Here is a 13846-nt window from a genome sequence, read left to right on the forward strand (position 1 = left end):
TGACCACCAGCACTAGCACTCCATAAATACGTATAAGGTGCTACACCACCTCCTGGAGTAGCAGTTGCCTCTCCATCAGCGCAGCCTTGTGCGGTTGTTGCATTTTCTTTGGTGATTACAATACTAATAGGTTCTGGCTGTGATAAGGTAATTCCACCATTTGGCAGGTTAATTGTACATCCATTGGCATCCGTAACTACTACATTGTAGGTGTCTGCTGGAACATTGCTTAGATCTTGTGTCGTAGCTCCGTTGGTCCACATGTACGTGTAAGGAGCTGTTCCTCCTGTTACCGTAACATCTATTGATCCTGTACTATCGCCAAAACATAGAATATCTACTTGCGTAGCACTAATTCCTAATCCTTCTGTTGGCTCGGTAATGGTAAAGCTCTCTACAAGTCTACATCCATTAGCGTCGGTAATGGTTACTTGGTAATCTCCTGCTGCCAATGATGAAATATCTTGTGTCGTTGCGCCTGTATTCCATACATACGTATATCCTGGCGTTCCACCAGCAACTTCTAAATCAATCGCTCCAGTTAATTCATCAAAACATGCAACATTTGTAATGGTATTGGTTTGACTTAAACCAACTAATGGCTCATCGATAGTAAAGGAAGCTGATAAAGTACATCCGTTAGCATCAGTAATAGTAACATCATAATTTCCAGCAGCTAGTCCTGAAATATCTTGTGTTGTAGCACCAGTATTCCAAGCATAAGTATATCCTGGCGTTCCACCAGCAACTTCTAAGTCAATGGCTCCTGTTACTTCTCCAAAACATAAAACATTGGTAACTGTATTAGTTTGAGACAATGCTGCAATAGGTTGTGTTATTGTGTATGTATCTGAAATGGTACAACCATTTACATCTGTAACGGTTACCGTGTAATCACCAGCAACAACGTTTATTAAATCTTGAGAGGTTGCTCCATTACTCCAACTATAAGTATACCCAGGAGTTCCTCCAGTTACTGAAATATCTATACCACCTGAGGCAGTCCCAAAACAGTCAACATTTGTAAGTACTGGATCTATAGCTAATCCAGCTGCAGGACCATCAATAATAATAGCAGATGCAAACTCAAAAAGACACCCAGTAGTATCAGAAATCATTACGCTATAATTTCCAGCAGGAACATTTTCTAAATCCTGAGTAGTTGCTCCATTAGACCAAGTATAGGTATACGGAGGAAAACCGCCAGAAACAGAAACATCTATATTTCCACTAGCATTTCCGAAGCAATCCACATCAGAGGCAGCTTCAATAGTTGCAATAAGAGTCTCCAAAGTTACTGAAGTAGCACCAGGTAAGTTATCACATCCAGTAGAGATATCCCTCACAGCAAACTCATATGTTCCAGATCCTAGATTATTGAAATCTGGAGAGATTTGGTAAGGTTGGTTATTAATACTGTATTCAAAATTAGCACCTATTGGTGATGTAATTGAAACATTATACGTTCCATTGGCATTACAATTAACTTCAAGTTCTGGGTTAAGAGGCTTTGGATTAAAAATTAAAGTAACAGTTGAACTATCACAAATACCTGTATTTGGAGCAGGTAAACAAACTTCATATTCAAATACAACATTTCCAGAATATCCTGTGGTTGGCATATATGAGTACGTACCATCTGGATTAAAAGTAAAAGATTGACCAGCAGGAACTGGCTGGCTCAAAACAGAATAGGTAGAACCCACTGGAACATTGTTCATATCATCCACATCTCCATTAATCATTCCATTCTCACATCCAGGAATTTCTTGAGGTAACGCATATTTCTGTAAAATAAAAAATTTCCCATCACCATCATCAGTGGTCGCAGAAACAAATTCGATTCTAGTAATAAGGGATCCCGTAGGAGCTACACTATTTAACTCAAACAAGGCTATTGCAATAGATTGTCCATTATCAATCTCTCTATCAGATTCCCAATAATCAGAATTATCTGTAGGCGGATTTGGACCATCACCATCTCGAAGATCTCCTTCATTTCTAACGAAGGTATCTCCAAGAACAGTCTCTGTAATAGATCCTGGCATAAAACCAACCATTCTAACATAGTAACAATTATTTCCACCACGTTCCGTAACCGCTAATAAACCACCAGCATTTGAAGGAATTGCAGGATCATAAAATAATGTCTGTAATTGTGCATCAGTTTCTGTCGCTCCATTAATTCCGTTTGCTGCATCAAAATCTAAACATATATTATCTCCATTACCATTAGAAGAAAAGTAATGATTTAAATTTGGATCTTGAAAAGCTGCTTTTGCAGCATCATCCCAAGTTGTATTATCATTAATATCAAGAGTTGCAGTAATACTAGTCCCAACAACTTCGCCACTAAAAGGAGGTGTGGTTCTATTTAATACAATTCCATTTCGGTTGTGCCTTGCATCTAAACTACCATTACCTCCAAGACGGGTTAATTGATATGCAGATGGAACAGCAAAAGTGTTAAAAATTACTCCATCAACTGTGATAGACTCTATCGTAGCTGCACGATTATTTTCGGTAGCATCGATATCACCGTTATTATTTACATCTTGAATGTCTGACCATTGAAAAGAAACTGGCTGATTTTCTGGAGGTTGACCAACGACCCCTCTAATTGAAGGCGATTGCACTCCTATTTGAGAAAACGCAACAATTGAGAACAATAAAACGAAAACATTCAAAAAAGCGCGCAGAAGATTACGTGCAGGGGAAACATTGTTATTTAATTCCATAGGTAATTATTTAAAATAACTATATTGTATAGGCTCTAGTGGGCGAATGTAACACCAATTACTACAATTTTTATTATTTCAATCATTATTTTAGTTAATCTGCTAATTTGGTCGATGAAATACCTTAAACCGCTGATTTTTAAACTATTCAATCATAGAAATTCCTACAAAAGCCTGCTAGCACCTAACAGTCAGTACCTTACGAAAATTCGTTGCAGTTTTATTGAAAAATATCAATCACAACACACTAACTACTAATTTGTTAACACTTATAATATTTCTACGTATTTAATAAAAAACCATCAATATCTATTATCCTACCACTTAATATTTAAGTGATTAAAAACTCTTTTTCTTGTCGTCGTCATATACTTTTCAAGAAAAAATAGGTAACACATAATAGATAATGCGCTAATTTAATCGATAAAATACATATACTTCCGTTTAAATACGTATTTAAATGTAAGATTTTTCCTAATGAAGTTTCGATAAAATACAATACAACACAATAATATGGCAGTAAAAAACTAAAAACTAGACGTATCTTTGCAATCAAAAATTTCATGAAATGTCTTTACAGAAAGAAATAGATAGAAGAAAAACATTTGGTATTATTTCGCATCCAGATGCAGGAAAAACTACCCTTACCGAAAAATTACTATTATTTGGAGGGGCTATTCAAGAAGCGGGTGCTGTAAAAAGTAATAAAATAAAGAAAGGTGCCACTAGTGACTTCATGGAAATTGAACGTCAACGTGGAATCTCTGTAGCTACTTCTGTATTGGCATTTGAGTATGAAGGAACCAAAATAAACATTCTTGACACACCAGGTCACAAAGATTTTGCAGAGGATACATTTAGAACACTTACTGCTGTAGATAGTGTTATTGTTGTGATTGATGTTGCAAAAGGGGTTGAGGAGCAAACCGAGAAACTCGTTGAAGTTTGCCGTATGCGTAACATCCCCATGATTGTCTTTATTAATAAATTAGACCGAGAAGGGAAAGATGCTTTCGAATTGCTTGATGAAGTAGAACAAAAACTGCAACTTAAAGTCACTCCGCTCTCTTTTCCAATTGGGATGGGATATGACTTTAAAGGTATTTATAACATTTGGGAAAAAAACGTAAACCTATTTAGTGGAGATAGCAGAAAAAATATAGAAGAAACTATTGAGGTAGCTAACATAGCTTCGGAAACTTTAGATGACCTTATTGGTAGTGATGCTGCTGAAACTTTAAGGGACGAATTAGAGTTAGTGTATGAAGTATACCCAGACTTCGACAGAGAAGCCTATCTGAAGGGTGAGTTACAACCCGTATTTTTTGGATCTGCCTTAAACAATTTTGGTGTTCGTGAATTGTTAGACTGTTTTGTTGAAATTGCCCCAAAACCCCAACCAAAATCTAGTGACACTAGAATTGTAAAACCTGAAGAAGATGCTTTTTCTGGATTCGTATTTAAAATCCACGCCAACATGGATCCAAAACACAGAGACCGTTTGGCATTTATAAAAATTGTTTCTGGAGTTTTTGAACGTAACAAAAGCTACATGCACGTTCGAAATAAAAAGAAAATGAAGTTTTCGAGTCCGAATGCTTTTTTTGCCGAAAAGAAACAAATAGTTGATATTTCATACCCTGGAGATATTGTTGGTTTGCATGACACAGGGAGTTTCAAAATTGGAGATACTCTTACTGAAGGAGAACAAATGAACTATAAAGGAATTCCGAGTTTCTCACCAGAATTCTTTAAGTATATTAATAACGCAGACCCTTTAAAAAGCAAACAACTAGAAAAAGGGATTGACCAACTTATGGATGAAGGAGTTGCACAGTTATTTATCTTAGAATTAAACGGTCGTAAAGTAATTGGTACCGTTGGCGCCCTACAATTTGAAGTAATACAATACAGGTTAGAACACGAATACGGTGCTAGCTGTAGGTATGAGAACTTAAATGTTCACAAAGCATGTTGGGTAGATCCTGCCGATGAAAAAAGTGACGAGTTTAAAGACTTTAAGCGTGTAAAATCTAAGTTCTTAGCGAAAGACAAAAGAGGGCAACTAGTATTCTTTGCCGACAGTGCCTTTACGTTACAAATGACACAAAGCAAATATCCAAACGTGAAATTACATTTTGTGAGTGAGTTTGAAAAGCAATAACAATTAGGCATTAAGCATTAGGCATTAGGCATTAGGCATTAGGCATTAGGCATTAGGCATTAGGCATTAGGCAAAATTAAAAATCCCAATAGTGAACTTTAACTATTGGGATTTTTTTCTGCAAACTGCAACTGAATACTGTAAACTAATTCTAAGCCTGCCCCGTAGGACCAAAACTAATGGGCACTTGAGGTTGGTTATTATCTTTAATTGGGCCATGTTGCTTTTCGAATCGAGCTACATTTTCGTTTAGTGCTTTTAAAAAACGTTTAGCATGTTGAGGGGTAAGGACTATTCTAGATTTCACTTTACTCTTTGGAACACCTGGCATAATAGTCACAAAATCTACCACAAATTCAGATTGTGAATGATTAATGATTGCCAAATTACTATAGATTCCTTCTGCCGTATCTGCATCTAACTCAATATTTATACTTGGTTTTTTAGGACCGTTATTATGTTGATCTGCCATTGTATTATATTTTAAAATTTCCGAAGTACTACCTATTGTAGTATTCATAAATGTACAATTATAAATAGATTTAAAAAACAAAATCCCGAAACAGCTGTCACGGGATTTTGTATATAGTAAAGCTATGGGTTAATTAAAATTAACTTCCTGCTTTTCTTTTGTCATTTCTTCCAGTTCTTCTTTAGATCCTACAATAATAGTATCATAATTACGCATACCGGTACCGGCTGGTATTTTATGTCCTACAATTACATTCTCTTTAAGACCTTCTAATGTATCTACCTTACCTGCTACTGCAGCCTCGTTTAACACTTTTGTTGTTTCCTGGAATGATGCCGCAGAGATAAACGATTTAGTCTGTAACGACGCTCTCGTAATACCTTGTAGAATTGGCGTTGCTGTTGCATTTACTGCATCACGACCTTCTACTAGTGTTTTGTCTGCTCTTCTTAAGATAGAGTTCTCATCACGTAACTGACGTACGGTAACAATCTGTCCTTCTTTCAATGTTTCAGAATCTCCAGCGTTTTCAACTACTTTCATTCCAAAGATCTTATCGTTTTCTTCGATAAAGTCGTCTTTATGAACTAATTGATTTTCTAGGAAGGTAGTGTCTCCACTATCTACAATTCTTACTTTACGCATCATTTGGCGTACCACCACCTCGAAGTGCTTATCATTAATCTTCACCCCTTGCAGACGGTATACTTCTTGAACCTCGTTCACTAGGTATTGCTGTACCGCAGATGGGCCTTTAATTCTAAGAATATCTTCTGGTGTTGTAGAACCATCACTTAATGGCATTCCTGCTCTTACGTAATCGTTCTCTTGTACTAGAATTTGGTTACTTAATTTCACCAAGTATTTCATTACTTCACCTAACTTAGACTCTACAATGATTTCACGGTTACCACGCTTAATTTTTCCGAAAGAAACAACACCATCAATCTCACTTACAACAGCAGGATTTGAAGGGTTACGTGCTTCGAATAATTCAGTTACACGTGGAAGACCCCCTGTAATATCACCCGCTTTCGCAGATTTACGTGGTATCTTCACTAAGATTTTACCAATCTTAATCTTCTCGTTATCATCCACCTGAATCAAGGCACCAACAGGAAGGTTGTAGCTACGAATTACTTCATCACCTTTACCTAATATCTGTAATGTTGGGATCTTCTTCTTGTCTCTAGATTCTGTAATTACTTTTTCTTGGAAACCTGTTTGCTCATCAATTTCAACTGCATATGTAATACCTTGTTCGATATTCTCGTACTTGATTTTACCTGCAAATTCTGAAATAATCACACCGTTATATGGATCCCAAGACGACACTACATCTCCATTTTTTAAGGTATCACCATCTTTTATATAGATTGTTGAACCATACTGAATATTGTTAGTACTTAACGTTATACCCGTTTTCTTGTCGATTAATTTCAACTCAGATGTACGAGAGATTACAATATCAATGTCGTTTCCTTCATTGTCTTGTCCTTTCACAGTTTTCAAGTCTTCAATTTCAGCTATACCATCAAATTTTACTTTGAGTTTGTTTTCTTCTGAAATGTTACCAGCAATACCACCTACGTGGAAGGTACGTAATGTAAGCTGTGTACCTGGTTCACCAATAGACTGTGCTGCCACAACTCCTACTGCTTCACCTCTTTGTACCATTTTATTGGTGGCAAGGTTTCTACCGTAACATTGTGCACAAATTCCTCTTTTAGCTTCACAAGTTAATGCAGAACGCACTTCTACAGTCTCGATTGGAGAATCTTCAATAGTCTCTGCAATTACTTCATTAATGTGTTGACCGCTTTCTACAAGAACTTCTTTTGTCAATGGATTTACCACATCATTTAAAGCCGTTCTACCAACGATACGTGCACTTAATTTCTCAACAACTTCTTCATTCTTTTTCAACGCTTTTACTTCAATACCTCTTAAAGTACCACAGTCTTCTGTGTTGATAATTACATCTTGAGAAACATCTACTAATCTACGTGTTAGGTATCCTGCATCTGCCGTTTTCAAGGCCGTATCTGCAAGTCCTTTACGGGCACCGTGCGTAGAGATAAAGTATTCTAAAATTGAAAGTCCTTCTTTAAAGTTAGAAAGAATAGGGTTTTCAATAATTTCTCCTCCTCCACTGTTCGATTTCTTAGGCTTTGCCATTAATCCACGCATACCGGTTAACTGGCGAATCTGTTCTTTAGATCCACGAGCTCCAGAATCAAGCATCATATATACAGAGTTAAATCCTTGTTGGTCTTCGCGAATACGCTTCATAGATAACTCGGTTAGTCCTGCATTGGTAGCCGTCCAAATATCAATTACTTGGTTGTAACGTTCGTTTTGAGTAATAAGACCCATGTTGTAGTTTGCTCTAATAGCATCTACTTTTTCATTGGCCTCATCAATCATGGTGTACTTCTCTGATGGAATAATAATATCTCCTAATGAGAATGATAATCCACCTTCAAATGCAAACTTATATCCTAAAGTTTTAATTGCATCTAGGAACGCTGCCGTTTTAGGTACGCTTGTTTTTGCTAGAATACCACCAATAATATCTCTAAGAGATTTCTTAGTTAATACTTCATTGATGTATCCAGCTTCTTCAGGAACATTTTGGTTAAAGATAACTCTACCCAAAGTAGTCTCAATGATTTGGTACACTAATTCACCTGCATCATTAAAATCTTTTGTTCTAATTTTAATTTGAGCGTTTAGATCTACCATCTTCTCGTTGTAAGCAATTACTGCTTCTTCTGCCGAGTAAAATGTTAAACCTTCACCTTTTACTTTCATGTCTTTTGTAGACAACTTAAGCTTGGTCATGTAATACAGACCCAATACCATATCCTGAGAAGGTACTGCTACTGGAGCACCATTTGCAGGATTCAAGATATTGTGAGAAGCCAACATTAATAATTGTGCTTCTAAAATAGCTTCTGGTCCTAATGGAAGGTGCACCGCCATTTGATCCCCATCAAAATCGGCATTAAAGGCCGTACATACCAATGGGTGTAATTGGATTGCTTTTCCTTCGATTAACTTAGGTTGAAACGCTTGTATACCTAGACGGTGAAGTGTAGGGGCACGGTTTAGTAATACTGGATGTCCTTTAAGAACGTTTTCCAAGATATCCCAAACCACAGGTTCTTTTTTGTCTATAATTTTCTTTGCAGATTTTACAGTTTTTACAATACCTCTTTCAATCAACTTACGTATTACGAAAGGCTTGTATAATTCTGCTGCCATTCCTTTTGGCAATCCACATTCGAATAATTTTAATTCTGGTCCAACAACAATTACAGAACGTGCAGAATAATCAACACGCTTACCAAGCAAGTTTTGACGGAAACGTCCTTGCTTTCCTTTCAATGAATCTGAAAGCGACTTCAATGGACGGTTGCTATCAGTTTTTACTGCTGAAGACTTACGTGTGTTGTCAAATAATGAATCAACAGATTCTTGCAACATACGCTTTTCATTACGTAAGATTACCTCTGGTGCTTTTATCTCCATCAAACGCTTTAAACGGTTGTTACGGATAATCACACGACGGTAGAGATCATTTAAATCTGACGTTGCAAAACGACCTCCATCTAGTGGTACTAGTGGACGTAATTCTGGCGGGATGATTGGAATTACTTTCATAATCATCCAAGACGCTCTGTTCTCACGTTTCTTGTTTGCATCACGTAGCGCCTCTACAACTTGAAGTCTCTTTAGAGCTTCCGTTTTACGTTGTTTAGACGTTTCGTTATTTGCTTTGTGACGTAATTCGAACGACAATGCATCAAGATCGATACGATCTAATAAGTCGATCAAACATTCTGCACCCATCTTAGCGATGAACTTGTTTGGATCTGAATCTTCTAAGTATTGATTTTCTTGCGGAAGTGCATCTAATATATTTAGGTACTCTTCTTCTGTTAAGAAATCTAACTTTTTAACTTCTTCTCCTTCTTCGTTTTTGGCAATACCTGGTTGGATTACTACGTAACGCTCGTAGTAGATAATCATATCCAACTTCTTTGATGGTAATCCAAGAAGGTATCCAATTTTGTTTGGTAAACTACGGAAGTACCAGATATGAGCAACAGGCACTACCAAATTGATGTGTCCTACTCTATCACGACGTACTTTCTTTTCTGTTACCTCTACACCACATCGGTCACATACGATTCCTTTGTAGCGAATTCTTTTATATTTTCCACAAGCACACTCATAGTCCTTTACAGGTCCAAAAATTCGCTCACAGAACAAACCGTCACGCTCTGGCTTGTGCGTACGGTAATTAATTGTTTCTGGTTTCAACACCTCACCTCTTGATTCTGCTAAGATTGCTTCAGGTGAAGCCAATCCAATAGAAATCTTATTGAATTTTGGTGCTGCTTGTTCTTTATTATTCCTTGCCATAATGCTGTAAAATAAAATTTAAAACTATTGATTTGGAAACTAATGTTTCCGAAGAAAAATTGAAAATAGCCCCACCGAAACAGGGCGTATTTTTTATTCTTCTAGCCTGATGTCTAGTCCAAGACCTTTCAATTCGTGCATAAGTACGTTGAAAGATTCTGGAAGACCTGGTTCTGGCATTGCTTCTCCTTTTACGATACTCTCGTAGGTTTTAGCTCTACCAATAACGTCATCAGACTTTACCGTCAATATTTCACGCAATGTGCTTGAAGCACCATATGCTTCAAGTGCCCATACTTCCATCTCTCCAAAACGCTGACCACCAAACTGAGCTTTACCACCCAATGGTTGTTGTGTAATTAATGAGTATGGTCCTATAGAACGTGCGTGCATTTTGTCATCTACCATGTGACCCAGTTTCAACATGTAAATCACACCAACAGTTGCTGGTTGATCAAAACGTTGTCCAGTACCACCGTCATATAGATACGTATGTCCAAATCTTGGAATGCCAGCTTCGTCTGTCAATTCGTTGATTTGATCTAGTGTTGCACCATCAAAAATTGGAGTTGCGTACTTGCGACCTAATTTTTGACCTGCCCAACCTAGAACGGTCTCGTAAATCTGACCGATGTTCATACGAGATGGTACCCCTAGTGGATTCAATACGATATCTACTGGAGATCCATCTTCTAAGAATGGCATATCTTCTTCTCTTACAATACGAGCCACAATACCTTTGTTACCGTGACGTCCTGCCATCTTATCTCCTACTTTTAATTTACGTTTTTTTGCAACATAAATTTTAGCAAGTTTTAAGATTCCCGCTGGAAGCTCATCTCCTACAGAGATGGTAAACTTCTCACGACGCAAGTTACCTTGCAAGTCATTTTCTTTGATACGGTAGTTGTGCATTAGATCTGCAACCATTTCATTGGTTTCATCGTCTGTAGCCCAAACGCCTCCTACTAAATGCGTGTAATCATCTACAGCATTTAACATTTTAAGCGTGTATTTTTTACCTTTAGGGAATACTACTTCACCAAGATCGTTTGTAACACCTTGTGCAGTTTTACCACCAACGATAGCAAATAACTTATCTACCAATACTTCTTTAAGCGCATCAAACTTAGCATCATATTTTACTTCTAAAGCAGCGATGTCTTCTTTATCTTTTGCTCTCTTGCGCTTATCTTTAATTGCACGTGCAAATAATTTCTTGTTGATAACAACTCCGTGTAATGATGGAGACGCTTTTAATGAAGCATCTTTTACATCACCTGCTTTGTCACCAAAAATGGCACGTAATAATTTCTCTTCTGGAGTAGGATCACTTTCTCCTTTTGGAGTAATCTTACCAATAAGAATATCGCCAGGTTTTACTTCAGCACCAATTCTAATCATACCATTTTCATCAAGGTCTTTTGTAGCCTCTTCTGAAACATTAGGGATATCATTAGTTAGTTCTTCGTTTCCTAATTTTGTATCTCTTACTTCAAGTGAGTATTCATCGATGTGTATCGAAGTAAAGATATCTTCACGTACTACTCTTTCAGAAATTACAATCGCATCCTCAAAGTTATATCCTTTCCAAGGCATGAAGGCTACTTTCATATTACGACCCAATGCAAGCTCTCCTTTTTCGGTAGCGTACCCTTGACATAATACTTGTCCTTTTAACACTCTATCTCCCTGCTTTACAATAGGCTTTAGGTTGATAGATGTTCCTTGGTTTGTTTTTCTAAACTTAATAAGTTGGTATGTTTTGCTATCACTATCAAAGCTTACCATTCCTTCTTTATCAGAACGGTCGTACTTAATAGTTACTTCATTTGCATCTACATACTCAACAGTTCCATCTCCTTCTGCATTAATTAAAACACGCGAATCTGAAGCTACTTGTCTTTCAAGACCTGTACCAACAATAGGAGAATCTGCAATCAATAAAGGTACCGCCTGACGCATCATGTTAGATCCCATCAATGCACGGTTGGCATCATCATGTTCCAAGAAAGGAATTAACGATGCAGAAATTGATGCTATCTGGTTTGGTGCAACATCGGCATAATTGATCTGAGTAGGTTCCACTACTGGGAAATCTCCTTCTTCACGAGCAATTACTCTGTCCGCATTAATCAAGCCACTATCTTTTAAAGGAATGTTTGCTTGCGCAATCATTTGTCCTTCTTCTTCTTCAGCAGAAAGATATTGTGGTGTTGTTTTAAGATCTATTTTCCCATCAGTTACCTTACGGTATGGTGTTTCAATAAATCCTAAGTTGTTTACTTTTGCATATACTGCCAAAGATGATATCAAACCAATGTTTGGTCCTTCAGGAGTTTCAATAGGACATAATCTTCCATAATGTGTATAGTGAACATCACGAACCTCAAATCCTGCTCTCTCTCTTGACAAACCTCCTGGCCCTAACGCAGATAATCTACGTTTGTGCGTAATTTCAGCAAGCGGGTTGGTTTGATCCATAAACTGTGATAACTGGTTTGTTCCGAAGAACGAGTTAATCACAGATGATAATGTCTTGGCATTAATTAAATCGATAGGTGTAAATACTTCGTTGTCACGAACATTCATACGTTCACGGATGGTACGTGCCATACGAGCCAAACCAACTCCAAACTGAGAAGACAATTGTTCACCAACGGTACGTACACGACGGTTAGATAAGTGATCAATATCATCAATCTCTGCTTTACTGTTAATAAGCTCGATTAAGTATTTTACAATAGTAATGATATCTTCTTTGGTAAGCACTTGCTTGTCCATTGCGATATCAAGACCTAATTTTTTGTTCATTCTGTAACGTCCTACCTCACCTAAGTTATATCTCTGGTCCGAGAAAAATAACTTGTTGATAATACCACGAGCGGTTTCCTCATCTGGCGGCTCAGCGTTACGAAGTTGTCTATAGATATGTTCTACCGCTTCTTTTTCAGAGTTGGTAGGATCTTTTTGAAGTGTATTATGGATAATCGCATAATCTGCTAAATGATTATCCTCTTTGTGTAATAAGATCGTTTTTGAACCTGAATCTAAAATCTCATCGATATGCTCTTTTTCAAGAATAGTATCACGATCTAAGATAATTTCATTACGCTCAATAGATACTACTTCACCTGTATCTTCATCCACGAAATCTTCGTGCCATGTTTTCAATACACGTGCTGCTAACTTGCGTCCTAAATACTTCTTTAATCCAGTTTTAGATGCTTTCACTTCTTCGGCAAGATCAAATATTTCAAGAATATCTTTATCTCTTTCAAATCCGATAGCACGGAAAAGTGTTGTAACTGGTAATTTTTTCTTTCTATCGATATATGCGTACATAACGCTATTGATATCGGTAGCAAATTCAATCCAAGATCCTTTAAAAGGAATTACTCTGGCTGAATATAATTTGGTTCCATTGGCATGGAATGATTGTCCGAAGAATACCCCTGGAGAACGGTGTAATTGAGAAACTACTACACGCTCTGCACCGTTGATACAAAACGTACCAGATGGTGTCATGTAAGGTATTGTACCTAGGTATACATCCTGGACGATGGTTTCAAAATCTTCATGCTCTGGATCTGTACAATACAGTTTCAAACGTGCTTTTAATGGCACACTGTAGGTAAGACCTCTTTCGATACATTCTTGAATTGAATATCTTGGTGGATCTACGAAATAATCTAAAAACTCTAACACGAACTGGTTACGAGTATCTGTAATTGGGAAATTCTCTAAGAAGGTTTTGTACAATCCTTCTTGGCCTCTTTCTTCTGATTTGGTTTCCAACTGGAAAAAATCCTGGAAGGATTTAATTTGGATATCCAAAAAGTCCGGGTAATCCGGCTTATTTTGAACAGAAGAAAAATTCAATCTTTCAGTTAACATTGCTGACATCTATGGACGGAATTTAGTTAAACAAGTTATGTAGTGTATACTCGAAAATATAGGAACCTTTATATACACAAAATGGTTTAGGTCTTTCCGCGTTAAACGGAAGACCTAAACCTTAAGGTTTGGAGTTTAGGAAAG

5 protein-coding genes are annotated in these 13846 nt (G+C 37.1%); 1 reads left to right on the forward strand and 4 read right to left on the reverse strand.

Features of this window, described 5'->3' with window-relative positions:
* Positions 1–2738: Ig-like domain-containing protein (locus ACY2RS_RS13630; protein ID WP_490099224.1), on the reverse strand; the 2738-nt coding region annotated here is incomplete at its 3' end.
* A 568-nt stretch (positions 2739–3306) separates the two neighbouring features.
* Here ACY2RS_RS13630 and ACY2RS_RS13635 point away from each other — a divergent pair.
* Entirely contained in the window at positions 3307–4902 is a 1596-nt protein-coding gene (locus tag ACY2RS_RS13635) for a peptide chain release factor 3 (RefSeq protein WP_490099225.1), read from the forward strand.
* Positions 4903–5053: 151 nt separating this feature from the next.
* Here the strand turns inward: ACY2RS_RS13635 and ACY2RS_RS13640 are convergent, their stop codons facing one another.
* From ACY2RS_RS13640 to rpoB, 3 genes are all read right to left on the reverse strand, one after another.
* Positions 5054–5374: a DUF3467 domain-containing protein gene (locus ACY2RS_RS13640; RefSeq protein WP_490099279.1), complete on the reverse strand. Its 321-nt coding sequence runs from the start codon at positions 5372–5374 to the stop codon at positions 5054–5056.
* A gap of 129 nt (positions 5375–5503) precedes the next feature.
* The gene (rpoC, locus tag ACY2RS_RS13645) at positions 5504–9805 is read right to left on the reverse strand and encodes a DNA-directed RNA polymerase subunit beta' (protein ID WP_490099226.1); all 4302 of its coding nucleotides are present in this window, start codon (positions 9803–9805) and stop codon (positions 5504–5506) included.
* Positions 9806–9898: 93 nt separating this feature from the next.
* Complete coding sequence (gene rpoB / locus ACY2RS_RS13650; RefSeq protein WP_490099227.1) at positions 9899–13711, reverse strand: DNA-directed RNA polymerase subunit beta; 3813 nt, start codon at positions 13709–13711, stop codon at positions 9899–9901.
* Between the last annotated feature and the right edge of the window lie 135 nt (positions 13712–13846).

The organism is Patiriisocius sp. 208BN25-11 (assembly GCF_058147145.1).

Coding starts and splice junctions, on each gene's coding strand:
- ACY2RS_RS13635 (WP_490099225.1), top strand. CDS start 3,307: ATGTCTTTACAGAAAGAAATAGATAGAAGAAAAACATTTGGTATTATT.
- ACY2RS_RS13640 (WP_490099279.1), bottom strand. CDS start 5,374: ATGGCAGATCAACATAATAACGGTCCTAAAAAACCAAGTATAAATATT.
- rpoC (WP_490099226.1), bottom strand. CDS start 9,805: ATGGCAAGGAATAATAAAGAACAAGCAGCACCAAAATTCAATAAGATT.
- rpoB (WP_490099227.1), bottom strand. CDS start 13,711: ATGTCAGCAATGTTAACTGAAAGATTGAATTTTTCTTCTGTTCAAAAT.